Raw genomic sequence first — 23,789 nt, 5'->3', positions numbered from 1 at the left:
TTCGACCTGATCTCCCGATCCGGCTACCAGTCAGCCAACCCATCGACTACAAAGGTGTCCGCGAAGTCCTGAGACATATGTGTCCGCGATGTCCTGAGACACAACAGTGCGCCATGGCGCACTCTCAGGCACACGCCGCGGTATGGGTCAGTACGACTTGGGGAGCCCCAGGCTGTGCATCGCCACGTAGTTGAGGATCATCTCGCGGCTCACGGGGGCGATCCGGCCGGCGCGCGTGGCGACCAGCAGACCGGCCATGCCGTACTCCTGGGTGATCCCGTTGCCGCCGTGGGTCTGCACCGCCCGGTCCGCGGCGTCGCACGCGGCCTCCGCTGCGGCGTACTTCGCCATGTTGGCCGCCTCCCCGGCCGCCACGTCGTCCCCGGCGTCGTACAGCGCCGCCGCCTTCTGGGTCATCAGCCGGGCCAGCTCGACCTCGATGTGGCTCTGCGCCAGCGGGTGGGCGATCGCCTGGTGGGCACCGATCGGTCCCTGGAACACCGTGCGCTCCTTGGCGTAGGCCGCCGCGCGGTCGAGCGCGAACCGAGCCAGGCCGGTGGAGAACGACGCGGCCATGATCCGCTCGGGGTTCAGGCCGGAGAAGAGCTGCACCAGCCCGCCGTCCTCGTCACCGACCACGGCGTCGTCCGGCAGCCGGACGTCGTCGAGGAACACGGTGAACTGCAGCTCGGGGCTGACGATCTCCATCGGGATCGGACGGGCCTCGAAGCCCGCGGCGTCGGTCGGCACCACGAACAGCACCGGCTTCACCTGGCCCGTCGTCGCGTCCTCGGTGCGTGCGACGACGAGCACGTAGTCGGCCTCGTCGACGCCCGAGATGTAGATCTTGCGCCCGTTGAGGACCCACTGACTCCCTCCGTCCGGAAGCGCCTCGCGGCGGGCGGTCGTCGAGATGTTGTGGGTGTTGGTGCCGGCGTCCGGCTCGGTGATGGCGAAGGCCATGGTGCCCGTGCCGTCGCAGATGCCGGGCAGCCAGCGCTGCTTCTGCGCAGGTGTGCCGTAGCGACTGATGATCGTGCCGCAGATCGCCGGGCTGACGACCATCAGCAGCAACGGACAACCCTGGGCCGCCAGCTCCTCGCACACCGCGGCGATGTCGCCGATGCCACCGCCCCCGCCGCCGTACTCCTCAGGGATGTTGATCCCCAGGTAGCCGTTCTTTCCGATCTCGAGCCACAGGTCGGTGGTCTTCTCCCCCGACCGGGCCTTCTCGGTGAACCACTCGCGCCCGTACTTGGACGCGAGCCTGGCCACCGCCTTGCGCAGCTCCTGGCGCTCCTCGGACTCGCTGAACGCGATCTGGCTCATTCCTGCTCCTCTTCGACAACCGCGAGGACGTCTCCCGCGGCGACCTGCGCGCCGGGTCGGACGTCGATCTCCGTGACCGTGCCTGCGTAGGGCGAGACGACGGGGTGCTGCATCTTCATCGCCTCCAGCACCAGCACCGACGCGCCGGCGGCGACCCGGTCACCGGCCTTCACCGAGACGCTGACGACCGTGCCCGGCATCGGGGCGAGCAGGCTGCCGCTGGTGTGCTGGTCGGCCGGGTCCGCGAAGCGCGGCCGCTCGACCAGCCGCGCATGCCCCAGCGGCCCGTCGACCTCGACCGCGGCGCCGTCCACCCGCACGGCGTACGTCGCGGTGATGCCGTCCTCGACGAGCGCCACCGAGTCGGGGCTGATCGCCGCGACCTCGAGGCCGTCGAACCGGTAGCCGTCACGCCCTCCGTGCCAGGTCACCTCGAGGTCGTTCTCGAAGCGCGTCAGCTGCGGCTGCGACGTGACGTTGCGCCACGCCACCGGGATGCCTCGCTGGACCGCCCGGCGAGCCCGGCGGTCCTCGGCCAGCGCGACCGTGGCGGCGACCAGCAGCTGCCGATGCGGCTCGGCCTGCGCGGCGGCCGCGACGACCGCGGTCCGGTCGAGGAAGTCGGTGCCGACCCGGCCCGCGAGGAAGTCGGGGTCGCGCAGGATCCCGACCAGCAGGTCGCGGTTGGTGGCGACGCCGTGGATCCGGGCCCCGTCGAGCGCGGCCGCGAGCCGCCGCGCCGCTGCGGCTCGGGTGGGCGCATGACAGATCACCTTCGCCAGCATCGCGTCGTAGTAGGTCGAGACCTCCGAGCCGGACTCGAAGCCGGCCTCCACCCGGATGCCGTCTGCCTCGGGCAGCTCGAAGGTCGTGAGCCGCCCGCTCTGCGGCCGGAAGTCGTCCGCCGGGTCCTCGGCGTACAGCCGCACCTCGATCGCGTGGCCGTCGGGACCGCCGCGTGTGCCTGAGAGTGCGCCATGGCGCTCGCTGAGGGACACGCCGCGACCCTCGGCGACCGCGATCTGGAGCTCCACGAGGTCGACGCCGAAGACCTCCTCGGTGACCGGGTGCTCGACCTGTAGCCGGGTGTTCACCTCCAGGAAGTGGAACCGCTCGGACTCCGGGTCGTAGAGGAACTCGACGGTGCCGGCACCGACGTACCCGATCGCCTCGGCGGCCGCCCGCGCCGCCTCGTGCATCGCCCGCGCGACCTCGGGGGCCAGGTCGGGGGCCGGTGCCTCCTCGACCACCTTCTGGTGACGTCGCTGGATCGAGCAGTCGCGCTCGCCCAGCACCAGCACGTCGCCGTGCCGGTCGCCGACGACCTGCACCTCGACGTGGCGGGCACGCTCGACGTACGGCTCGACGAACACGGTGCCGTCGCCGAACGCACTGGCCGCCTCGGCGCGCGCACGCGCGATCTCGGTCTCGAGGGACGCGAGGTCGCGCACGATCCGCATCCCACGGCCCCCACCCCCCGCCGAGGCCTTCACGATCACCGGCAGGTCGGCCTCACTCGGTGTGGACGGAGCCTCGAGCACCGGTACGCCGGCCTGCCGCATGAGCCGCTTGGCCTCGATCTTCGAGCCCATGGCCACGATCGACTCCGGCGTCGGCCCGACCCACGTCAGTCCCGCGGCCTCGACCGCGCGGGCGAAGTCGGCGTTCTCGGAGAGGAAGCCGTAGCCGGGATGGATCGCTTCGGCGCCGGTGCGCTTGGCGGCGTGCAGCACTGCGTCGATGTCGAGATAGGTCTCGGCGGGCGCGGAGCCCGCGAGCCGGACTGCGACGTCGGCGTCGCGGACATAGGGCAGCCCGGCGTCGGCGTCGGAGTGGATCGCCACGGTCTGGATGCCCAGCGCCCGACAGGTGCGGAAGATCCGCGAGGCGATCTCGGTCCGGTTCGCGACGAGCAGTCGAGTGATCATCGCGCGCTCACATCCGGAAGACGCCGTAGCCGGAAGCCCCGGCGAACGGTGTGGTGTCGATGACGGACAGGCAGATGCCGAGCACGGTGCGGGTGTCGCGTGGGTCGATCACGCCGTCGTCGTAGAGCAGCCCGGACAGGAAGTGTGGGAGCGACTGCTCCTCGACCGACTGCTCGATGAAAGCGCGCATGCCGGCGTCGGCATCCTCGTCGTACTCGGTGCCCTTCGCCTCGGCCGCCGCGCGGGCCACGATCGAGAGCACACCGGCGAGCTGCTGCGGTCCCATCACCGCGGACTTCGCGCTGGGCCAGGTGAAGAGGAAGCGCGGGTCGAACGCGCGGCCGTTCATGCCGTAGTTCCCCGCGCCGTACGACGCCCCCATGATCACGCTGAGGTGCGGGACCGTCGAGTTGCTCACCGCGTTGATCATCATCGCGCCGTGCTTGATGATCCCGCCCTGCTCGTACTCCGCGCCGACCATGTAGCCGGTCGTGTTGTGCAGGAACAGCAGCGGGGTGTCGACCTGGTTCGCGAGCTGGATGAACTGGGCCGCCTTCTGCGCCTCCTCACTGAACAGCACTCCCTGGGCGTTGGCCAGGATGCCGATCGGCCGGCCGTGGATGCGCGCCCAGCCGGTCACGAGCGAGGTCCCGTAGAGCGGCTTGAACTCGTCGAAGGCCCGCTCGTTGCCGGGCCCGATCCCGTCGACGATCCTGGCGATCACCCCGCGCGGGTCGAACGGCTCCCTGAGGTCGGCGGGGATCAGGTCGAGCAGCTCGTCGGGGTCGGCGTCGGGCTCGGCGAACGACCCTGGCTCGGCCCGCGCCTTGCGCCAGTTCAGCCTGGCCACGATCCGCCGGCCGATCCGCAGCGCGTCGTGCTCGTCCTCGGCGAGGTAGTCGGCGAGGCCGGACGTGCGGGCGTGCATCTCGGCGCCACCGAGCGACTCGTCGTCGGACTCCTCGCCGGTCGCCATCTTCACCAGTGGCGGGCCGCCGAGAAACACCTTCGCCTGCTCCTTGACCATGACCGTGTAGTCGCTCATCCCGGGCACGTAGGCCCCGCCGGCGGTGGAGTTGCCGAAGACGAGCGCGATGGTCGGCTCCTTGCGGGCGCTCGCTCGTGTGATGTCGCGGAACAGCTTGCCGCCCGGGATGAAGATCTCCTTCTGCGTCGGCAGGTCGGCGCCGCCGGACTCGACGAGCGCGACGGTCGGCAGTCCGTTCTCCTCGGCGATCTGGGAGGCACGGAAGATCTTCTTCACCGTCCAGGGGTTGCTGGCACCTCCCTTGACGGTCGGGTCGTTGGCGGTGATCACGCACTCGACCCCCTCGATCACCCCGATCCCGGTGACCACGCTGGCGCCGACGGTGAAGTCCGAGCCCCAGCCGGCCAGCGGCGACAGCTCGAGGAACGCCGAGCCCGGGTCGATCAGCAGCTCGATCCGTTCGCGGGGGAGCAGCTTGCCGCGCGCGTGATGCCGCTCGACGTACCGCTCGCCGCCGCCCCCGACCGCCTTGGCGTGCTCGGCCTCGAGGTCCGCGAGCTTCTCGAGCATCGCCTCCCGGTTGCTACCCATCCTCGACCACCGCCTTCATGCGCTCGAGGGTCGTGCGCATCCCCTGCTCGTTGGTCCGGCCGCGCAGCGGGCCCAGCACCAGCCAGTAGAGCCGCATCGGCAGGTTCGGCTCGAGCCGGAAGTACTCCGTCACCAGCGTGCCGTCACCGTCAGGTCCGGGCGACGGGTGCAACCGGTAACCCCAGTTGTTGGCCGTGACGGCGTCGTTGCCGACCGCGAACTCGAACACCTTCTCGGTCTCGCACGCCGTGACCGTGCAGAGCGTCCAGTACGTCGGACCGACCCCGTTGCGCCGCACGTGGCCCTTGAACTGCGCGCCGACCGCCGGCCCGGTCGCCCCCCGGATCCACTCCGCCTCGAAGGTCTCGGGCGAGAACTCCCCGATCCGGGTCACGTCGGACACCAGCTCCCAGACGACCGACGGCGGCGCGGCCATCCGGACCGACACCTCCCCGGTCAGCGGTCGCAGGAGCACCTTCACCGGTGGCAGCATCACGCGTATCCCATCAGTCGCGCGGCCAGGTCGGTCAGGACCTCGGTCGCTCCTCCGCCGATCGGCAGGATCCGGGCGTCGCGGTAGTGCCGCTCCACCTCGCTGCCGGTCAGGTAGCCGCTACCGCCGTGCAGCTGCACCGCCCGGTCGCAGACGTACGCCGCGCACTCGACCGCGGTCTGCTTCGCCAGGCACGCCTCTGCGACCACGTTCTCCCCAGCCACGTGACGGCGTGCCACCTCGTGCGTGTAGGCGCGGGCGACCTCGACCTGGCGGCGCATCTCCACCAGTGTGTGGCGCACCACCTGGTTCTTCACCAGTGGCTTGCCGAACGTCTCCCGCTCACGCACGTACGCCGCGGTCAGTGCCAGGCTGCGCGCGGCGATCCCGTAACCGTGCACCGCCAGCGCCAGTCGCTCGACGACGAACTGCTCGGCGATCTGGTAGAAGCCGGAGTTCTCCTCGCCGACCAGGTTGGCCGCCGGCACCCGGCAGCCGGCGAACCCCAGCTCCGCGGTGTCCGAGCAGTGCCATCCCATCTTCGGGAGGGCGCGGTCGACGGTGAGGCCCGGCGTGCCCTTCTCGACGACCAGCAGCGACACCCCGCCGTGGCCGGACTCGCCGGTGCGCACCGCGGTCGTCGCGAAGTCGGCGCGGACGCCGCTGGTGATGAAGGTCTTGCCCCCGTCCACGACGTACTCCTCACCGTCGCGGCGGGCCGTGGTGCGGATCCCGGCCACGTCGGAACCACCGCCCGGCTCGGTGACGGCCAGGGAGCCGATCAGCTCCCCGGCCAGCGTCGGGCGGACGAACCGGTCGATCAGGTCGCGGCTCCCGGACGCCGCGATGTGGGGCAGCGCGATGCCGCTGGTGAACAGCGCCGCCATCAGGCCGCTGGACGCGCCGGCCTCGAAGCAGCCCTCCATCGCGGCAAGGCTGTCGAGCAGGTCGCCACCGTGCCCCCCGACGGCCTCGGGGAAGGCCAGACCGAGCAGTCCTTGCTTGGCCGCGGAGACGTGCAGCTCGCGCGGCACCTCGCCCGCCGACTCCCAGTCGTCGAGGTTCGGCACGACCTCGCGGCGGACGAACTCGGCCGCCATCTCCTTGATCGCGTCACGCTCACTCACACCAGGTCCTCCTCGATCGAGACCAACCGCGACCGCACCCACTCGCCGAGGCCCTTCGCCTGCGGGTCGAACCGGCTCGACGCCGCAACACCTCGTCCCAGCAGGCCGCGCAGCAGCACGTTCACACCACCGAGGTTGGGGAGCTGGTGGACCTCGATATCGAGGTCGGCTGCTTCGGGGACGAGCTCGCGGATCCGGGTCGGCGTGATGAGCTTCGAGAGCCACTGCACCCGCGCGTCGTACTTGTCCGGCTCCGTGTGTGAGACCCACAGCCCCAGGTTCGCGTCACCGCCCTTGTCGCCGGACCGGGCGTGGACGAAGGTGCCGAGCGGGAGCCGGCGGGTGAGGGTGTCGTGGCCGGGATTGGGCACAGATGGCGCCTCGGGGCGGCGTGTCGTCGCCGTTTGTGTCCAAACGGCAGCCTCCGGCACGACCTGCCGACGCCCGTCGGCGTGGACGACCGTGTGCGTCACGGCAGACCGCTCGACGTACTCGGCTCGGAAGACCCCGTACGGCGACGGCGGTGCCGGCGGGGCGGTCATGGTGAACCCGGGGTAGGAGGCCAGCGCGAGCTCGACGACGGTGGCGGTGAACGAGCGGCCGACCGGGTCGGGCGACGGATCCTGGACGGTGCACCGCAGCACGACCGAGGCGGCCTCCTCGGTCGAGGCGTCGGGCTCGGGCTGGCTGACCGGCGACCACACGACGGTGGCAGGTGCCGGGTCGAGGGCGGCCTCGAGCTGGCTGCGCGCCCAGGCCGCCTTCTCCTCGACGTCGAGCCCCGTCAGCACCAGCTCGACGCTGTTGCGGTAGCCGCCGAGCTCGTTGACGCAGACCTTGAGGAGCTCCGGAGGGGGCTCGCCTCGCACCCCGGCGATGGCGACCCGGTCAGGACCGGCGTCGGCCAGCCGGACCGACGCGAGGTCGACCGTCACGTCCGGCCCGAGGTACCGCGTCGACTGCACCTCGTAGAGCAGCTGCGCGGTGACGGTGTCGAGGGTGACGGCGCCCCCGGTGCCCTCGTGCTTGGTGATGACGCTGCTGCCGTCGGCCGCGATCTCGGCGAGCGGGAACCCGAGCGGCCGCGACCGGGCTGCCTCGGGCAGCGAGCGGAAGCCGCTGAAGTTGCCGCCGGTGGCCTGGGCACCGCACTCCAGGACGTGCCCGGTGACGACCGCACCGGCCAGCTCGTCGTACTGCTCGGCCGTCCACCCGTGATGAGCGACCGCCGGACCGACGACGAGCGAGGCGTCGGTGACGCGGCCTGTCACGACGACGTCGGCCCCCGCCGTGAGCGCGGCGGCGATCCCGAAGCCACCCAGGTATGCGTTCGCCGTCAGCGCGCCTGGGAAGCCGTGAGTCTTGAGGTCGTCGCCCTCGACGTGGGCGACGGCCGGATCGAGCCCGAGCCCGCGAGCCACCTCCCGCACTTTCTCGGCGAGCCCCGCCGGGTTGAGCCCGCCGGCGTTGGAGACGATCTGGACCCCGCGCTCGAGCGCCGTGCCGAGGCACTCCTCGAGCTGGCGCACGAAGCTGCGCGCGTAGCCGAGCGAGGGGTCCTTGAGCAGGTCCTTGCCGAGGATCAGCATCGTGAGCTCGGCGAGGTAGTCGCCGGTGAGCACGTCGAGCCGACCGCCTTCGAGCATCTCACGCATGGCGGTGTGCCGGTCGCCGTAGAAGCCGGAGCAGTTGCCGATCCGCAGCGCAGTGCGTGGCGCCGCGCTCATCGAGGACTCCGTCCCTCGCCGGGCGGACCGGCGAACGCTTGCGCGACGGACAGCCAGGTGGTGGCGTCCCGGCCCTGGGCCACCAGATCGGTGTCGTCGCGGTGGATCCGCTGCGTCACGAGCAGGCAGAAGTCGTACGCCGAGCCGCGGACCGACTGATCGGCGTCCTCGGGTCCCCACGACCACAGGTCGCCGCTGGGCGCCGTCAGCTCGACCCGGACCTCGTCGGTCGGCGCATCGAGCCCGTGGACGGCGAAGGAGAACGCCCGGGTGCGCACCCCGAGGTGCGCGACGTGTCGGATCCGGTCGGTGACCTCGGGCTCGGCGCCCAACGCCTCGTGCACGTCGAGGCTGTGCGCCCACGTCTCCATGAACCGCGCGGTCGCCATCGACGCGGGGGACATCGGCGGGCCGTACCAGGGGAGCTTCGTGCCGTCCGGGACCTCGCGGAGCGCTGCGGCAAGAGCCGCGCGGCCCGACCGCCAGCGGGCGAGCAGCTCGGCGGGCGACACCGCACCGCCGGCCACCGCCGACGCGTCGACGTACCCGTTGGGGTCGGCGAGCGCCTCGAGGACCAGCCCGTCCCACGCTTTCTTGTCGGTGGCCGCGGCGAGGGCGGCCTCGTCGGTCCACGCGAGGTGGGCGACCTGCGTGGCGACGTCCCAGCCCGCTGCCGGCGTCGGGATCCGCCAGCCCGCTTCGGGAACGTTGGCCACGAGGGTGTCGAGCCGCTCGCTCTCGGCGGTCAGGTCGGTCAGCACGGTCTCCAGGAGTCTCACGACGCGCGCCCCAGACGGGACTCGAGGGTGCGGGACCACTCGTCCAGGATCCGGCCGCGACGTCGCGCGTCGTCGGTGATCGTGTTCGCCAGTCCGAGCCCTCGGACCAGGTCGAGGGTGGCCTGCACCAGCTCGCGCGCGCCCGGCCGGGACTCATCGACCCCGAGGGCGTCGACCGTCAGCCGGTGGGTCTCCCGGCCGATCCGCTGCTCGAGCGGGGCGACCGCGGCGAGCAGCGCCTCGTCGGTCCGGGCCGCGACCCAGAGCTCGAGCGCGGCGGTGAACACCGGAGAGCTGAAGTGGTCACCGAGCATCCGCACCACCGCGCGCGTCCGGCCGGCTCCCTTCGGGAGTCGCGAGACCGCCTCGGCGAGCTCGGCGCCGCGCAGCTCAGTGAGGTGCTCCACCGCGGCCACGACCAGGTCGTTCTTCGTCGGGAAGTGGTGGAGCTGGGCACCGCGTGAGACACCGGCGCGCTCGGACACGAGCGTCGTCGTCGTACCGGAGAAGCCGCGCTCGACCAGCAGGTCGACGGTCGCCTCGAGCAGCCGTAGCCGCATCGCACGCGTGCGGTCGGCCTGGGGGGTCCGGACCGTCGAGCTCACCGCCCCATCGTGCTGGGTCAGAAACAAACAGTCAAGCCTGACTGTTTATGCCGAGTCGTGGTCAGCGCGGGTCGACCCACACCAGGCACGACTCAGCGGTGGAGGAACTGCTCGGTCTCCGCGTCCGGGTGGTCGGACTCACGGGAGAGCCGGGAGGGCCACCAGATGAACCGGCCCACGTCGTAGGACAGGGCCGGGACCAGCAGCGACCGCACGATCAGCGCGTCGAGCAGGACGCCGAACGCCACGATGAAGCCGATCATCGCCATGAACAGGATCGGGATGACGCCGAGCGCGGCGAAGGTCGCGGCCAGCACGACGCCGGCGGAGGTGATGACGCCGCCGGTGGCGGAGAGTCCCTTGAGGATCCCCGGGTGGGTGCCCTGCCTGATCGACTCCTCGCGCACCCGGGTCATCAAGAAGATGGAGTAGTCGATCCCGAGCGCGACCAGGAAGACGAACCCGATCAGCGCGACCTCCAGCGGCGCCGGCGGGAAGTCGAAGACATACTTGAAGACCATCGCCGAGATCCCGAGCGTGGCGCCGAACGACAGCACGTTGGCGACGAGCAGCAGCAGCGGCGCGACCAGCGCCCGCAGCAGGACCACGAGCACCAGGAAGATCACCAGCAGGATCGCCGGGATCACGATCCGGCGGTCGGAGTCGGTGACGTCCCGGACGTCGAGGTTGATCGCCGTCGCCCCACCGACCAGGACGTCGTCGGGCAGCTCGGTCCGCAGCTGCTCCACCGTGTCGGTGGCGGCCTGGGAGTCGAACGGGTCGGCGAGGGTCGCCAGCACGATCGCGTTGCCGTCGACGACGAGCGGCTGGCCCTCGGCGTTCGGGTCGGGGATGGGGAACACCGTCGGCGCCTGGTCCGAGGACTGCGCGATCCCCTCGTGCCCGCTGAGCGTCTCGAGCGTGTCGCCGAGCTGTGCCTCGGGCACCAACACTTGCACCGGCGAGGCGGAGTCGGACGCGAAGTGCCGGTCGAGGATCTCCTGGGCACGCACCGAGGGCTCCTCCACGAGGAAGAGCTCGGTCTGCGGCACCTGATCCTCGTCGAGCTGGGTGACCAGCGTCGCGGCCCCGGCGAGGACCACGAAGGTCACGACCCACACGACGCGCGCCCGACGCCCGATCAGCCGCGCCATCCGGCCCCAGAGCCCGCGGGTGTCGGTGTGCTCTGTGCCGTAGTCGGGGTGCACCGGCCAGTACGCCTTGCGGCCCAGCAGGAGCAGGATCGCCGGCAGCAGGCTCAGCGCCGCCAGGACGGCGAACGCGATGCCGATCGCCCCGACCGGGCCGAGCCCCTGCAGCCACGCGAGGTCGGAGAGCAGCAGGCAGAGCAGGCCGAGGATGACGGTGGCACCGGACGCCAGGATCGGCTCGAAGGCGCCGCGGTAGGCGGCCCGCATCGCGTCGTACTTCGACTCGTGGTCGCGCAGCTCCTCCCGGAACCGCGCGACCAGCAGCAGCGAGTAGTCGGTGGCAGCGCCGACCACGAGGATGAACAAGATCCCCTGGCTCTGCCCCGACAGGGCGATCACGTCGAGGTCGGCGAGCAGGTAGATCAGGCCGGAGGCCAGCCCGAGGGCGAGCACCGCCGAGAACAGCACCACGAACGGCAGCACCGGCGAGCGGTAGACCGCGAGCAGGATCAGCAGCACCACGCTCAGCGCGACGCCGAGCAGCAGGCCGTCGATGGCGCCGAACGCCTTGGAGAAGTCGGCCTGTACGCCGGCGGGGCCGCCGACCTCGACGGTCAGCCCGTCCGGGGGGTCGTCGACGATGCCGCGCAGCTCCTCGACGTAGTCACTGAGCACCTCGAAGTCGCGTGCGTCTAGCTCTACTACGAGCTGGGCGGCCTCCCCGTCGCTCGACGGGGTCACCTCCGCGACGGTCACGACGCCCTCGACGTCGGCAGCCTGGCTGCCCAGGTCCTCGAGCCAGACGAGGTCGTCCTGCGTCACCCCGCCCCGTCGTTCCATCACGACGGTGGCAGGGAAGGTCTCCTGCTCCTGGAAGTCCTCGAGTGCTTCGAGCACCTCGGTCGACTCCGCGCTCTCGGGCAGGAACGACGCGTTGTCGTTCGTCTGCACCTCGGAGAGCTTCCCCGCGAAGGAGCCGCTCGGGAGACCGATCAGCAGCCATGCCATCAGGACGAGCAGCGGCCAGATCCAACGGCGTCGACTCCCCATGGCCGAAAGTGTGCCTGATCAGTCGATACGGGAGACCATGGGTAGCCGGGACCGGGTGAACACGCCGACCAGCAGCGCCGTGAGCAACGGGAGCGCGACCACCAGCGAGCCGATCAGCGCCCACGGGATCGCCAGGAAGTGGTCGGGCAGGGCAGGGTTCAGGTCCTGCACCCACTCCGCCCCCGTCAGCGGGTAGGTCACGGCGATCCCCGGGATCAGACCGACCACCACGCCGAGCAGGGCGCCGACCAGGGCGATCACCAGGGCGTACGACGCGGCGACCGCTCGTCGGGTGCGCGGCGCAGCGCCGACCGCCGAGAGGGTCGCGAGGTCCGGTCGCGCGTCCGACAGCGACAGGAAGGTCGCGGTGAGCGTGCCGCCGAGCATGAGGACCGCGCCGAGCGAGCCCAGCACCAGCTGGATGATCAGCGTGTCATCGCCGGCCTGGTAGCCACGCTCGACGTACATCGAGGCGTCGGCGTCCAGCGCGAGCAGCGCCTCGTTGACGTCCTCCTCCTGGTCCTCGCTGATGTCGCCCTCGACCAGCAGCCCGGTGGGGACCGGCTCGACCCCGACGGCCGCGGCGGCCTCCGGGGACAGCACCCCCTGGGCGCGTGCCTCGAGCTGCGTGACCTCGACGAACACTGCCGGAACCGTTGCCCGCCCCAGCACGCCGCTTCGACGGTCGCTGTGGGCGACCAGCTTCACCTCGTCCGCGTCGACCTGCTGGTCGATGAAGACGACGGCGCCACCCGCAGCAAGCACTCGCTCGGCCGCCGCCCGGTCGTCACCGACCGCGTCAGCCAGGTGACTCGGGATGGTCCCGTCCTCGCTGACCGGGAAGCTCGACAGTGAGCCGCTGTAGCCGGAGAGGACGGACTCGACACCCTCGACGCGGGTGTCGACGTAGGTGTACCGGCGGATGCTGCTGTCGGGCCCCATCACGGGGGTGATCGACGCGTCCGGGAGGTACTGCTCCAGGACCTGCTCGACATCGGCGAGCGCAACACCGGACGGCGGGCTCACCGACGCCTGGCCCACGGCCAGCAGCGGGGTGTAGGTGGCGCGGCTCTGCTCGGTGTCGCTGGCGTTGCCGATGCCGAGCGCGACGACACCGGCGACCGTCGCAGCCACCGCGGCCACGGCAGGCACCGTGCGGGTGCGGTGCCGCGCCGCGTCGCGGACGGCGAACCGCAGGGCCAGGGGCAGCCGACGAGCCAGCCGCGCGAGAAACACCACGACGACCGGGACCAGCAGGATCATGCCGAGCACCGAGACGACCGCGGAGACCGCGATGACGTACTCGCCGCCCGCGCGAGTCGCGCCGTACGCGGCGAGCGCGATGCCGGCGCCGAGCAGCACCAGCCCCAGCAGCGGGGAGCGCAACGACGGCTTGCGGTCCCCTCGCCGACCGGCCAGCACGGCGACGACGTCCTGCCGGGACGCGATCCAGGCCGGGACCAGGGCCGCGAGCAGGGCGGACAGCAGCCCGAAGCCGGCGATGCCGAGCAGGTGGAGCCACGGCACGTCGTACGGACCGAGGTAGCTGCCCTGGAACTGCTGCACGAGCGGGAGCACGAGCCACGCGACCAGCAGCCCCAGCGCGACTCCGAGCGTCGCCCCGACGACGCCGAGGACCACACCGCTCGCGATCACCACACGGCGCGCCTGCCGCGGCGTCGCGCCGTTGGCCACCATGAGCGCGAGCGAGCGCTGCAGCCGCCGGGCGATCACCGCGAAGGCCGGACCCGCGAGCAGCACCACCTCGAGCAGCGCCATCACCACGACGAGCACCACGACGGCCAGCCAGGCGTCGTCCGTGCCGCCGCTGTAGCCGAGCTCGGGGCTGATCTCGGAGGCCGGCGGCGGGTCGGTGAGCACGGTCCGGGACCAGACGGAGGCGCCGATGGCGTTGAGAGCCTGCACGTCGGCCCAGGTCACCGGGCCGCCGGCGTCGACCAGCCACGCGTGCCGACCCTCCGGCGTCTTCAGGCCCAGCCCGCCGGGCGGCGCCACCGCAATCGCTGAGCTGCGGATGACGGCGTTCTCGACGATCCCGACGACGGTCGCGCTCGAGCCGCTCCCGAGCGTGAGCTCGTCGCCCACGCGGTACGGACCGCGCTCGGCCAGCTCGCCGTTGACCGCCACCTCTCCGATCTCAGCGGGGACACGGCCCTGCACCAACCGGAACGTGCCCTCGGTCAGGGATGAGGTGAGGTCGGTCTCGTACAGCTCGGCGTAGGTCCGCCCGGCGTCGGTGGTGACCTGTCGACCGCTACGCACGACCTCGACGGCGTCGACCTCCCGGCCGAGCGCCTCCTGCACGTCGTCCAGCGTGCGTGGCCTGGCGCTCGGTCGGGTGGTCCAGCCAGACATCTGGTCGGGGTCGGGTGCCTGCACGACGTCGGTGACGCCGGGCTCGACGGTCACCAGGGCGTCCGCGCCGCCCACGGTTCGTTCGATCGCCTCACCGGGTTTGACGTCGGAGGTCTGGATGACCACGTCGGCTGCGGTGACCGCGAGCACAGGCAGCGCGATCATCAGCAGCACCAGGACCGAGCGGCCCTTGGCGCGCCACGCCTCCCGCCGGGCCATCCGCAGCGCGGAGGCCCAACGGCGAACAGGGTTCACCTCGTCAGTCCAGGCTCGAGCAACGCGTCGACCGGTGCGCTCGAGGTCTGGTCGACCACGATGCCGTCGCGCAGGAAGACAACCCGATCGGCCCAGGCCGCGTGCCGGGCCTCGTGGGTGACGAGGACGCCCGCAGCGCCGGCGTCGCACCGGGCGCGGAGCAGCTTGAGGATCTCTTCGCCGGTCTCGGTGTCGAGCGCGCCGGTCGGCTCGTCGGCCAGGATCAGCCGACGCTCACCGACGACCGCTCGAGCGATGGCGACCCGCTGCTGCTGGCCGCCGGACATCTCGTCGGGGAAGCGGTCGGCCAGGTCGCCGATCCCCACTTCCTCGAGAACCGCGCGCGCCAGCTTCTTGGCCGCGCGGGGTCGCTCACCGTCGAGCTCACGGGGAAGAGCGACGTTCTCGGCAGCGGTGAGAGCGGGAATCAGGTTGAAGTCCTGGAAGACGTAGCCGATCGAGCTGCGGCGCAGACGTGCCCGGTCGGCGTGGCCGAGACCGCCGAGGTCGCGGCCCTCGATCGACACGGTGCCGCTGGTGGGGGTGTCGAGGCCGCCGGCCAGCGTCAGCAGGGTCGACTTGCCGGAGCCGGAGGGCCCCATGACGGCGACCAGCTCGCCGGCGTACGCCGTGAACGAGATGCCTCGCAACGCATGCACCTCGGACGCGCCGTGACCGTGCACACGGCTCACGACGGCCAGCGCGAGCACGGTACTCATGCCGTCGCGTCCTCAGTCGAGGTGGACGTCACGACGGCCGGGCCGGCGAGGATGTCGGGCCGCTCGGCAGCGGCCCGCCGCAGCCTGGCCTCGCAGTGGTCGAGCCAGCGGATCTCGGCCTCGGCGGTGAACACCAGCGAGTCGAGCACCAGCCCCCAGGCCAGCTGGGAGGTGTCGTCGGGCTGCGCGCCCGGGCCGTTCCGCTTGAGCCTGGTGTAGTCCTGCAGTGCCGCCATGGTGGCCGAGCGCTGCTGCTGGATCACGGTGCCGACGTCGATGCCGGGCACGGTGACCGCGAGCGCGAGCTTGATGGCGAGCTCGTCGCGGGGTGGCTGGGTCCGAGATACCGGCGTGGTGAACCACGCCAGCACCTCGGCCCGGCCGTGGTCGGTGACCCGGTAGACGACGTGGGCATCCGAGCCCGGGCCGCCCTCGGCAGCATCCGTGGCCTCGCCGGCCACCTGCTCGACGAGCCCGTCTCGCTCCAACCGGGCCAGGGTCGTGTAGACCTGCCCGACGTTGAGGGGCCAGGTGGCCCCCGTGCGCTCCTCGAACTCTGTCCGAAGCTGGTAGCCGTACTTCGGCCCTTGCTCCAGCAGGGCCAGCAGTGCCTGCTTGACCGACATGGCGTACCTCCGACTGCTCCGGGTCACTCGACCTGCGATCCACGCACCCCCGTGATGTGGATACCCGGTATGTATACCACGTATGCATGTCGCCTGTCATGCGTCCGGACGCGTCGCTCCGTCAGCGGGTCACCGGAGCCGCTGGTGGATGTCCTGGCTCATCCGCGCGATCGCGAGGTAGAACTCCAGCGTCATCCGGATCAGGCACAGGTAGAGCAGGACGGCGACGGGACCAACGAGCAACACCACCAGGCCGGTGCGGGCGCCCGCCGCGAAGCCGGCCGCGAGGAACAGGAAGAAGCCGAGGCCGAGAGCGATGATCGCGAGGATGTAGACGACCTTGACGATCATCGGCGTCACGAAGTGCTCGAACGTGAAGTCGAAGAGCGCGCCGAGGAAACCCTTGGCGGAGGACTGGTCACCCGGTGGCGGGGCGGCGGGTTGGCCGTAGGGGTCACTCGGCGGAGGTGCTCCGTAGCTCATGCAGGACTCCAGTTCGTCCAGGGCCTCGGGGGATCCGGGACCGGGTGGCAGCAAGGTACCGACGGACGGCGCCCAGGGCAGTGGAGGAAGACTGGTGTCATGACGCAGACGATCCTGATCACCGGCGCCTCCTCCGGCCTCGGCGCGGAGATGGCGCGCCAGTTCGCCGTCCTCGGCCACGACCTCGCACTCTGCGCGCGGCGCACGGACCGGTTGGATGAGCTGCGGGCCGAGATCCTGGAGCGTCACCCGGAGCGCAGGATCGAGCTGAGTGCGCTCGACGTCACCGATCACGCGGCCGTGTTCGCGGTGTTCCGCGACTTCGCCGGCGCGTTCCCCCGGATCGACCGGGTCGTCGTCAACGCCGGCCTGGGAGCGGGTGCGCCGTTGGGGACCGGTCAGTTCGAGGCCAACCGTGAGACCGCGCTGACCAACTTCGTCGGCGCACTGGCCCAGGTCGAGGCCGCGATGGAGGTCTTCCGCGCCCAGGGCGGAGGGCACCTGGTGGCCGTCGCGTCGATGTCGGCGCTGCGCGGCATGCCGAAGTCGATGACGACGTACGCCGCCACCAAGGCCGGCTTGGCCCATCTCGTCGAGGGGCTGCGGACCGAGTTCTACGGAAAGCCCGGCTTCGACTTCACGGTCCTCTACCCCGGCTACATCGCCTCGGAGATGAACGCGGGGGTGACCGCAGCCGAGAACAAGATGATGGTGCCGACGGAGAAGGGCGTGGCCGAGATGGTGACCGCGATCGAGAAGAAGCGTGCCTCCGCCTGCGTCCCGAGGATGCCGTGGGCGCCGGTGTCGGTCCTGATGAAGCACGCGCCGCTGCCGGTCTTCCGGAAGATGATCTGACCTGTCGAGTCGTGCCCTGTACGACTCGACGCGCATGGGGCACGACTCGACCTCAGCCCATCGTCTTCTGGCCGTCGATCGCCTCGCGGATGATGTCGGCGTGACCGGCGTGCTGGGCGGTCTCGGCCACGATGTGGGTGAAGACGCGGCGGGCGGTCCGGGTGGCGCCCGGCTCGAACCACGGCTGCGGCGGGAGCGGCCACGCGTGGTCGAGGTCGACGGTCTCGACCAGCGCATCGGTGCGGGCGGCCACCTCGTCGTACCGCGCCAGGGCGCCGGCGAGGGTCTCGTCCTCGGTGAGCCGGAAGCCGTTCTCCCAGTCCGAGTAGTCGCCGTCGGCCGGGCCCTCCATCGAGGACGGGCCATTGACGGCGAAGTCCGCCCAGGCCGACTCGGTCCTGGCGACGTGCTTGATCAGGCCCCCGAGGGTGAGCTCGCTGGCGGTGCTGCGGGTGCGCGCCTGGTCCTCGGTCAGGCCCTGCACGGTGGTGCGCAGGAAGTGCCGGTGCACTCGCAACGTCTCGAGCAGGTCGCGGCGCTCCTGCGACAGCGGCTGCGTCGGGGTCTCGGGCGGGCTGGTGTCGGTCATGTCGTCAGCCTAGGGAGGATTCCGGCCAGTTCCCGACCGGTGGGTCACCGGTAGGTGACCAGGTCCGGCGCGAGGTGCTGGTGCTCGTTGTACGACAGCAAGGTCAGGCCGCGACGCCCCGAGATCACCCTCGTGATGCCGGCGTTGACGATGCCGGGCAGCAGTCGCCCGTACGTCGCAGCACCACCCGCCAGCAGCACGGCCACGATCGCGGCGATCGGCCCGCCGGAGGAGAACGCGACGACGGTGCCGTTGGCCGCGACCTCGGCCAGGGCCGCGTTGGCCCGGTCGGTGAACCCGACGAAGGACTCGGTGTAGTCGGCGTCGTGCTCACCGCCGGTCCAGCGCGCCATGGCGGCGTCGTACCAGCGCTGGAACCCGTCCGGGTCGAGACCCTCGGGCGACCCGGAGACGGTCGCGAACTGCGCCAGGCTGTCCAGCTCGTTCCACCGACGGTCCTCCCGCAGCGGTGCGTCCCAGCCCGCGGCGTCAGCCGCCAGCTCGGCGGTGCGTCGCTGCCGGACGAGTGACCCGTGCACGACCAGGTCGGGTGCGAGGTGCGCCAGTGAGCGTCCCACGACGCGGGCCTGCTCCTCACCGGTGTCGGACAGCACGTCGTAGTCGTCGGCACCGAAGGACGCCTGCCCGTGCCGCACCACCAGGATCTGGCCCATCAGCCGACCCCGCGGATCACGGCGCGAGCGCGCTGCTCGAGATAGCCAACCGCCGGCCCGAACCTGGCGTACGCCTCGTTCGTCGTCTGGCGGTGGTAGTAGCGGTACCAGATCTGCTGCGCGATCACGGCCAGCCGGAACAGACCGAACACCTCGTAGAACCGCCAGCGCTCCGGAGAGAGGTCGAAACCCATCCGCTCGCAGTAGTGCTCCACGATCCGGTCCCTCGTCCACATCCCCGGGGCGTCGGACGGCTGCCTCCGGAACTGCCGGAAGAACTCGTCGTCGTCCTCCTGCACCCAGTACGCCATCGAGCCGCCGAGGTCCATCAGCGGGTCGCCCAGGGTCGCCATCTCCCAGTCGAGCACCGCCGCGACCTCGGGAGGCTGGGTTTCCGTCAGCACCAGGTTGTCGAAGCGGAAGTCGTTGTGGATCAGGCAGCTGCCGACGTCGGCCGGCTGGTTCGCGTCGATCCAGGCTGTGATGTCGGACCAGTCACCGAGGTCGTCGGTGGCAGCCGCCGCCAGCCGCGTCGTCCACCCCGAAACCTGCCGTCCGACGTACCCGTCCCCCTTGCCGAGCGACCGGAGCCCGGCGGCATCGACGTCGACGGAGTGCAGCCGGACCAGCACGTCCCAGACCTTCCCGCAGAGGGTCGAGGTCTCCTCCGGCGTCAGTTTGAGCCCGAGCTCGCGTCGTGGGATCACGCCGTCGACCCTCGTCATCACGTAGAACGGCAGCCCGATCACCGAGTCGTCCTCGCAGTGCGCCACCATCTCCGGCACGAGTGGGAAGACCGGCGCCAACGCATGCTGGATCCGGAACTCCCGGCCCATGTCGTGGGCCCCCCTCGCCTTCACGCCGCTGGGAGGCCGACGCAGGATCAGGTCGGCGTCGGGATAGCGCAGCGAGTACGTCAGGTTGGACGCGCCGCCCGGGAACTGTCGGACCTTCGGGGTGCCGGTGAGGCGGTCGCGCCAGTCCTCGGCGGCGTGCGTGCGCACCCACGTGGCGACGCGCTCGACGTCGAACGCGTCCTCGTCGCGCACCGGGCGACTCTCCTCCGCGGTGTTCACAGCGCGCGCAACCGGTCGGCCTGCTGCCGCATCTGCTCGTCGTACGCCGCCCGGTCGCGCAGCTTGAGGTCGTACGCCGCGCGGGCGGCCTCGTCGGGCAGGATCAGCTCCTCGCCGCGGTCGAGCGCCGCGAGAACCTCGGTCGCGATGTCGTCCGGACCGAGCGGCGCGGTCGCGACCAGGTGCGCGACGACTGCACCGAACGCCTGGTCCTCCCCACGCAGGTTCTCCATCAGCCCGGTGCGGAAGTACGACGGGCAGACCACCGACGCTCGCACGCCGTACGCCGCCAGCTCGTGGCCGGTGGTCTCGGTCAGGGCCACGACCGCCGCCTTCACCGCGTTGTAGCCGGCCATCCCCGCCGGGTGCACCAGACCGGCGAGCGAGGCCACGTTGACGATCAGCCCCGCCCGCTGCCGCTTGAGCATCGGCACGAACGTCCGGGTGCCACGGACCATCCCGAAGAGGTTGACCTCGGTGATCCACCGCCACTCGTCGATGCCGGCGACGTCGAGCCGGCCGCCGCCGGCGACCCCGGCGTTGTTGATCAGCACGTCAAGCCCGCCCCACGTCCGCTCCACGCGGTCACGGGCGGCGGCCCAGTCGTCGTCGCTGGTGACGTCGAGCCGCAGGTCCACTCCCTCGGCCACGTCGGTCGCCAGCACGTCGGCACCGCGCGTCCGGTAGGCGGCGGCGAGCGCGGCACCCAGCCCGGCTGCGGCACCGGTGATCAGCACCCGCTGCGGCGTCACTTGTACCTGCCGAGCTCGAGCCGCGCGACCAGGCCGCGGTGCACCTCGTCAGGACCGTCGGCCAGCCGGAGCGCACGGGAGTTCACCCAGGACATCGCGAGCGGGAAGTCGTCGGAGAGGCCGGCACCCCCGTGCAGCTGGATCGCCATGTCGATCACCCCGAGCGCCACGTTGGGCACCGCGACCTTGATCTGCGACACCTCGGACAGCGCGTGCGAGGGCCCGCCCTGGTCGAGCTTCCACGCGGCGTGGAGCACCAGCAACCGGGCCTGCTCGATCGCGATCCGGGCGTCGGCGATCCGCTCCCGGTTGCCGCCGAGGTCCACAAGCGGCTTGCCGAACGCGGTCCGCTCGAGGCCGCGCCGGATCGCGTGCTCCAGGGCCACCTCCGCGGCTCCGATCAGCCGCATGCAGTGGTGGATCCGGCCCGGTCCGAGTCGTCCCTGGGCGATCGAGAACGCCTCGCCGGGACCGGAGAGGATGTTCGCGACCGGGACCCGGACGTCGGTGAAGGAGACCTCGCCGTGCCCGATCGGCTCGTCGGCGTACCCCATCGTGGTGAGGAGGCGCTCGATCCTCACACCGGGCGCGTCACGTGGCACCAGCACCATCGTGTGCCGGTGATGACGGTCGGCGCTCGGCCGCCTCCCCGGATGGTCCGCCAGGCCCATGAACACGAAGATCCGGCAGTCCGGGTGGCCCACGCCGGTGGACCACCACTTGCGGCCGTTCACCACCACCTCGTCGCCCTCGACCACCGCGGTGGCGACCATGTTGGTGGCGTCGGAGCTCGCGACGTCGGGCTCGGTCATCGCGAACGCGGACCGGATCCGGCCGTCGAGCAACGGGTCGAGCCAGGTGTCGCGCTGCTCCCGTGTGCCGTAGCGGAGCAGCACCTCCATGTTCCCGGTGTCCGGTGCGTTGCAGTTGAGGACCAGGGGTGCGATCGCCGAGCGGCCCATCAGCTCGGCGAGCGGGGCGTAGTCGACGTTGCTGAGGCCTTCGCCCCCGTCGGTGCCGTACGCCGCGGCGTACTCCCCCGCGTGCTCCTTCGGCAGGAACAGGTTCCACAGTCCCTGCGCCCGGGCCTTCTGCTTCAGCTCCTCGATCACCGGCAGCGGCGTCCACTGCGTGCCTTGCACGCGTGCCTGCGCCAGGTCGCGGTGGTACGCCGGCTCGATCGGCTCGATCTCGTCGCGGAGGAAAGCGGCGACCTTCTCGCGCAGCGCCTCGGCGCGCGGGGAGGGGGCGAAGTCCATGCGCCCGACCCTAGACGGACGGGCCGTCCTCAGGCCGCGACGGTCGTAACGATCCGCGCCCGCTCGGCGGGGTCGATCCAGCGCCGTCGGCTCCGCAGCAGCCGCACCGTCGACCACGCCAGGCAGGGCACCGCCACCAGCAGCGAGACCGTCGGGTCCGGGACGCGCGACAGCCCCGAGAACAGCAGCCCGGTGAACGTGGTGCTGAGCGCGAGCCGCGCGGAGTAGCCCACCATCATGACCGGCGGGGCAGGGGTCGCGCGGGCGCTGCGGAGGTCGACGGCGTACGGGCGCTGGTCGGACCAACGCATCGAGGCTCCGACCACCTGCAGCGTCACCACGATCAGGGTGCAGGCGAGCGCGGTCAGCTCGGCCGTCGTCGGCGCCCCGGCCCGGATCGAGGCGAGCAGGATCGTCACCAGCGAGGCGATGGCGAGGAACTCCGCGATCACGAGGGCGCGAACGGTGAAGACCGTCCCGGGGGCCACCGGCAGGTTCTCCCGCCAGAGCAGACCACGGCCGTCGAGGCACCACGCGTTCACGCCGAACAGCAGGGCACCGCCGGAGACCACCAGTCCAGGCAGCACCGTGACAGACGACCAGGGCAGGCCGCCGACCACGGCGACCAGCCCGGGGCCGATCGCCAGCACCGCCATGCCTCGGCGCATCGGCACCGCCCGCCACACCGAGGCGCGGTCGATCCGCAGCAGTGCGGACAGGTCGGTCCACGGCATCGGTCGCGGGGTGTGGGTGTCGGTCTCGGCGCGGAGCTCGTCGTGGGGCAGTCGCCGGGCCGCCAGGATCGCCGGGATCGCGCCCAGCACGACCATGCAGAAGAGCAGCACCAGCTCCAGCAGGACCGCACTGAACCAGCCGAGCTCGAACCCGCCGATGCCCGCGATCCACAGCGACAGGGTCGGGATCCGGTCGAGGGTCTCCGTGGTCCGCCCGGTCAGCTGGATCCACAGCGCCACCCCCGCGATGGCGACCAGGACGAACCGCATCGCGACGATGCCGTGTGGTCGGCGTCTGATCGCCTCGACGACCCAGGCGATCACCTGCGCGGCAGCGGTCGCCAGGGCGAGCCACAGCAGGATCACGGTCTGCGCGGTGATGAGACGCGCCGGCAGCGCGCCGTAGGCCGAGGCTCCGAGCAGCACCCAGGCCTGGATCAGCCAGGCGATGTTGAGCGGGGCCAGCAGCAGGGCGCCGAGGTGGTCGGTGGTCGGGCTGACCGGGAAGGCGACCCCCTGCTCGCGGCTGATCAGCTCGCGACCGCCACCCGAGGCGATCGCGGAAATGATCGAGATCGCGAAGATGCCGGCCATGGCGGTCGGCATCAGGACCGCGATCTCGAGCCGGCGATCGTCCTCGGCAGGAACGTACGCCGGCACGATCGCGACCGCGGCGGTGATGAGCAGCAGCAGGAGTGCCGACCACCGGAACGCCGAGCGCCGGCGGACGGCTGCAGCCCGGAACTGCAGCAGGTAGCCGACGTCGCGGACCGGCCGCCACCAGGCGAACTCGGACCGGGCGCGGGACCGCGCGTCAGTCGAGGAGAGCGCGGTAGGCACGCGCCCCCTCCTCCCCGGACATCTCCGACGCGCTGACGGTCGCGACCCGCGAGCCGCCTCGGAGCACGAGAACCTCGCCGCACGCCTCGATCGCCAGCTCACGCAGGTGGGTGGAGACCAGGACGCAGGCGCCGCGGGCGCGGGCGTCGGCGATCACGTCGAGGGTGGCCTCCACGCCGATCGGGTCGACGCCGTCGAACGGCTCGTCGAGCAGCAGCACGTCGGGCTCGTGGAGGGCGGCCAGCGCGACGGACAGCCGGCGGCCCATGCCGTGGGAGAAGCCGCCGGTGACCCGGTGCGCGGCGTCACCGAGCTCGAACCGCTCCAGCAGGTCGCGTGCGCGGTCCTCCCAGTCGGTCATCCGGCGCAACCGGGCCGCGAGCTGCAGGTGCTCCCAGGCGGTGGCACGGGTCACGAGGCCGCCGACGTCGGGGCAGTAGCCGGTGACGCGCTTGACGGCGAGCGGCTCGCGCCACACGTCGTACCCGGCGACCACGGCGGTCCCGGCGCTCGGCGGCACCAGGCCGGCTAGCACGCGCATCGTCGTGGACTTGCCGGCGCCGTTGCGGCCCAGCAGCGCGGTCGCCTGACCGGCGTAGGCGGCGAGGTCGACGCCGGCGACCGCCTCGACGTCACCGAACCGGACGTGCAGGCTGGTCACCTCGACCGCAGGGTGCTGCTCGTTCACCGGGACATCCTCCCCCGGATCTGGCCGTTGTGTGACCCGAACCGTGCGGCTCGTGTGCCTGAGAGTGCGCCATGGCGCACTCTCAGGCACACGCC

21 protein-coding genes are annotated in these 23,789 nt (G+C 71.6%); 1 reads left to right on the top strand and 20 read right to left on the bottom strand.

The features are described 5' to 3' along the window. Positions 1-147: 147 nt before the first annotated feature. From VFZ39_RS15590 to VFZ39_RS15530, 13 genes are all read right to left on the bottom strand, one after another. Positions 148-1,329, bottom strand: coding sequence for an acyl-CoA dehydrogenase family protein (locus VFZ39_RS15590; RefSeq protein ID WP_330866700.1), 1,182 nt, complete (start codon positions 1,327-1,329; stop codon positions 148-150). Then, a complete protein-coding gene (locus VFZ39_RS15585) occupies positions 1,326-3,257 on the bottom strand; it encodes an acetyl/propionyl/methylcrotonyl-CoA carboxylase subunit alpha (RefSeq protein ID WP_330866699.1) in 1,932 nt (643 codons plus the stop codon). The genes VFZ39_RS15590 and VFZ39_RS15585 overlap by 4 nt, the downstream gene beginning before the upstream one ends. 7 nt (positions 3,258-3,264) lie before the next feature. After that, positions 3,265-4,836 carry an acyl-CoA carboxylase subunit beta gene (locus tag VFZ39_RS15580; protein ID WP_330866698.1) on the bottom strand — a complete coding sequence of 524 codons (1,572 nt, stop codon included), beginning with the start codon at positions 4,834-4,836 and terminating at the stop codon, positions 3,265-3,267. After that, on the bottom strand, positions 4,829-5,329 hold the full coding sequence (locus VFZ39_RS15575) for an SRPBCC family protein (protein ID WP_330866701.1): 501 nt from the start codon (positions 5,327-5,329) through the stop codon (positions 4,829-4,831). The genes VFZ39_RS15580 and VFZ39_RS15575 overlap by 8 nt, the downstream gene beginning before the upstream one ends. Next, the gene (locus VFZ39_RS15570; RefSeq protein WP_330866697.1) at positions 5,329-6,456 is read right to left on the bottom strand and encodes an acyl-CoA dehydrogenase family protein; all 1,128 of its coding nucleotides are present in this window, start codon (positions 6,454-6,456) and stop codon (positions 5,329-5,331) included. Before VFZ39_RS15570 ends, VFZ39_RS15575 begins: the two co-directional genes overlap by 1 nt. After that, positions 6,453-8,183, bottom strand: coding sequence for an acyclic terpene utilization AtuA family protein (locus VFZ39_RS15565; RefSeq protein ID WP_330866696.1), 1,731 nt, complete (start codon positions 8,181-8,183; stop codon positions 6,453-6,455). Before VFZ39_RS15565 ends, VFZ39_RS15570 begins: the two co-directional genes overlap by 4 nt. Then, complete coding sequence (locus tag VFZ39_RS15560; protein ID WP_330866695.1) at positions 8,180-8,962, bottom strand: TIGR03084 family metal-binding protein; 783 nt, start codon at positions 8,960-8,962, stop codon at positions 8,180-8,182. The genes VFZ39_RS15565 and VFZ39_RS15560 overlap by 4 nt, the downstream gene beginning before the upstream one ends. Beyond that, positions 8,959-9,567 (bottom strand): TetR/AcrR family transcriptional regulator, encoded by a 609-nt coding sequence (locus VFZ39_RS15555; protein ID WP_330866694.1) that lies wholly within the window; start codon positions 9,565-9,567, stop codon positions 8,959-8,961. Before VFZ39_RS15555 ends, VFZ39_RS15560 begins: the two co-directional genes overlap by 4 nt. 92 nt (positions 9,568-9,659) lie before the next feature. Beyond that, complete coding sequence (locus tag VFZ39_RS15550) at positions 9,660-11,768, bottom strand: MMPL family transporter (RefSeq protein ID WP_330866693.1); 2,109 nt, start codon at positions 11,766-11,768, stop codon at positions 9,660-9,662. 18 nt (positions 11,769-11,786) lie between these two features. Beyond that, complete coding sequence (locus tag VFZ39_RS15545; protein WP_330866692.1) at positions 11,787-14,399, bottom strand: FtsX-like permease family protein; 2,613 nt, start codon at positions 14,397-14,399, stop codon at positions 11,787-11,789. After that, the gene (locus tag VFZ39_RS15540; RefSeq protein WP_330866691.1) at positions 14,396-15,118 is read right to left on the bottom strand and encodes an ABC transporter ATP-binding protein; all 723 of its coding nucleotides are present in this window, start codon (positions 15,116-15,118) and stop codon (positions 14,396-14,398) included. The genes VFZ39_RS15545 and VFZ39_RS15540 overlap by 4 nt, the downstream gene beginning before the upstream one ends. Further along, positions 15,115-15,744 carry a PadR family transcriptional regulator gene (locus VFZ39_RS15535; protein WP_330866690.1) on the bottom strand — a complete coding sequence of 210 codons (630 nt, stop codon included), beginning with the start codon at positions 15,742-15,744 and terminating at the stop codon, positions 15,115-15,117. The genes VFZ39_RS15540 and VFZ39_RS15535 overlap by 4 nt, the downstream gene beginning before the upstream one ends. Before the next feature lie 129 nt (positions 15,745-15,873). Then, on the bottom strand, positions 15,874-16,227 hold the full coding sequence (locus VFZ39_RS15530) for a DUF4282 domain-containing protein (RefSeq protein WP_330866689.1): 354 nt from the start codon (positions 16,225-16,227) through the stop codon (positions 15,874-15,876). Between the two features lie 99 nt (positions 16,228-16,326). Between VFZ39_RS15530 and VFZ39_RS15525 the strand changes: the two genes are divergently transcribed. Further along, on the top strand, positions 16,327-17,082 hold the full coding sequence (locus tag VFZ39_RS15525; protein ID WP_330866688.1) for an SDR family oxidoreductase: 756 nt from the start codon (positions 16,327-16,329) through the stop codon (positions 17,080-17,082). Between the two features lie 52 nt (positions 17,083-17,134). On the opposite strand, the gene VFZ39_RS15520 is transcribed toward VFZ39_RS15525, so the two are convergent. From VFZ39_RS15520 to VFZ39_RS15490, 7 genes are read right to left on the bottom strand one after another with little or no spacing between them, the layout of a single operon-like run. Next, entirely contained in the window at positions 17,135-17,671 is a 537-nt protein-coding gene (locus tag VFZ39_RS15520; protein WP_330866687.1) for a DinB family protein, read from the bottom strand. Positions 17,672-17,715: 44 nt separating this feature from the next. Continuing rightward, a complete protein-coding gene (locus VFZ39_RS15515) occupies positions 17,716-18,345 on the bottom strand; it encodes a histidine phosphatase family protein (RefSeq protein WP_330866686.1) in 630 nt (209 codons plus the stop codon). Then, the gene (locus tag VFZ39_RS15510; RefSeq protein WP_330866685.1) at positions 18,345-19,394 is read right to left on the bottom strand and encodes a phosphotransferase family protein; all 1,050 of its coding nucleotides are present in this window, start codon (positions 19,392-19,394) and stop codon (positions 18,345-18,347) included. The genes VFZ39_RS15515 and VFZ39_RS15510 overlap by 1 nt, the downstream gene beginning before the upstream one ends. A gap of 23 nt (positions 19,395-19,417) precedes the next feature. Further along, positions 19,418-20,173 carry an SDR family NAD(P)-dependent oxidoreductase gene (locus VFZ39_RS15505; protein WP_330866684.1) on the bottom strand — a complete coding sequence of 252 codons (756 nt, stop codon included), beginning with the start codon at positions 20,171-20,173 and terminating at the stop codon, positions 19,418-19,420. Then, a complete protein-coding gene (locus tag VFZ39_RS15500; RefSeq protein WP_330866683.1) occupies positions 20,170-21,432 on the bottom strand; it encodes an acyl-CoA dehydrogenase family protein in 1,263 nt (420 codons plus the stop codon). The genes VFZ39_RS15505 and VFZ39_RS15500 overlap by 4 nt, the downstream gene beginning before the upstream one ends. A 29-nt stretch (positions 21,433-21,461) precedes the next feature. After that, on the bottom strand, positions 21,462-23,006 hold the full coding sequence (locus VFZ39_RS15495) for a hypothetical protein (RefSeq protein ID WP_330866682.1): 1,545 nt from the start codon (positions 23,004-23,006) through the stop codon (positions 21,462-21,464). Next, a complete protein-coding gene (locus VFZ39_RS15490; RefSeq protein ID WP_330866681.1) occupies positions 22,981-23,694 on the bottom strand; it encodes an ABC transporter ATP-binding protein in 714 nt (237 codons plus the stop codon). The genes VFZ39_RS15495 and VFZ39_RS15490 overlap by 26 nt, the downstream gene beginning before the upstream one ends. Positions 23,695-23,789: the final 95 nt, after the last annotated feature.

Source organism: Nocardioides sp. (assembly GCF_036374615.1).
GTDB lineage: Bacteria > Actinomycetota > Actinomycetes > Propionibacteriales > Nocardioidaceae > Nocardioides.
The sequence above is the reverse complement of the archived record's forward strand: the minus strand, read 5'-3'. Positions and strand labels throughout refer to the sequence as shown.

Coding starts and splice junctions, on each gene's coding strand:
- VFZ39_RS15590 (WP_330866700.1), bottom strand. CDS start 1,329: ATGAGCCAGATCGCGTTCAGCGAGTCCGAGGAGCGCCAGGAGCTGCGC.
- VFZ39_RS15585 (WP_330866699.1), bottom strand. CDS start 3,257: ATGATCACTCGACTGCTCGTCGCGAACCGGACCGAGATCGCCTCGCGG.
- VFZ39_RS15580 (WP_330866698.1), bottom strand. CDS start 4,836: ATGGGTAGCAACCGGGAGGCGATGCTCGAGAAGCTCGCGGACCTCGAG.
- VFZ39_RS15575 (WP_330866701.1), bottom strand. CDS start 5,329: ATGCTGCCACCGGTGAAGGTGCTCCTGCGACCGCTGACCGGGGAGGTG.
- VFZ39_RS15565 (WP_330866696.1), bottom strand. CDS start 8,183: ATGAGCGCGGCGCCACGCACTGCGCTGCGGATCGGCAACTGCTCCGGC.
- VFZ39_RS15550 (WP_330866693.1), bottom strand. CDS start 11,768: ATGGGGAGTCGACGCCGTTGGATCTGGCCGCTGCTCGTCCTGATGGCA.
- VFZ39_RS15540 (WP_330866691.1), bottom strand. CDS start 15,118: ATGAGTACCGTGCTCGCGCTGGCCGTCGTGAGCCGTGTGCACGGTCAC.
- VFZ39_RS15535 (WP_330866690.1), bottom strand. CDS start 15,744: ATGTCGGTCAAGCAGGCACTGCTGGCCCTGCTGGAGCAAGGGCCGAAG.
- VFZ39_RS15530 (WP_330866689.1), bottom strand. CDS start 16,227: ATGAGCTACGGAGCACCTCCGCCGAGTGACCCCTACGGCCAACCCGCC.
- VFZ39_RS15525 (WP_330866688.1), top strand. CDS start 16,327: ATGACGCAGACGATCCTGATCACCGGCGCCTCCTCCGGCCTCGGCGCG.
- VFZ39_RS15520 (WP_330866687.1), bottom strand. CDS start 17,671: ATGACCGACACCAGCCCGCCCGAGACCCCGACGCAGCCGCTGTCGCAG.
- VFZ39_RS15515 (WP_330866686.1), bottom strand. CDS start 18,345: ATGGGCCAGATCCTGGTGGTGCGGCACGGGCAGGCGTCCTTCGGTGCC.
- VFZ39_RS15500 (WP_330866683.1), bottom strand. CDS start 21,432: ATGGACTTCGCCCCCTCCCCGCGCGCCGAGGCGCTGCGCGAGAAGGTC.